Consider the following 263-nt stretch of genomic DNA (forward strand, 5'->3'; position numbering starts at 1 on the left):
AGCAGGGTCGCGATCATGGCGCCTTCTCCTCGTCCACGAAGGCGCCGGGGCGCCCCTGCTCTTCATCGCCTTCCTGGGCCTGATGCTCCTGGGCGTGCCCATCGGCGCGGCCCTGGGCCTGGCAGGTGCGGCCGCCATCGCGCTGGCCAGCCCCGACACGCAGTGGTTCGGCCTGCTGGCCGTGCCGCAGAACTTCTATGCCGGCCTGGGCAAGTACCCGCTGCTGGCGATTCCGATATTCGTGCTCGTGGGCTCGATCTTCG

The 263-nt window shown here is 69.6% G+C and carries 1 protein-coding gene; it reads left to right on the forward strand.

What is annotated here, in order from left to right; genetic code table 11:
* A partial coding sequence (locus tag I6U51_RS24585) for a TRAP transporter large permease subunit (protein WP_211145173.1) occupies positions 1-263 on the forward strand: 263 nt, incomplete at both ends.

The organism is Clostridium aciditolerans (genome assembly GCF_016316925.1).
Lineage (GTDB): Bacteria > Bacillota > Clostridia > Clostridiales > Clostridiaceae > Clostridium_AM > Clostridium_AM aciditolerans.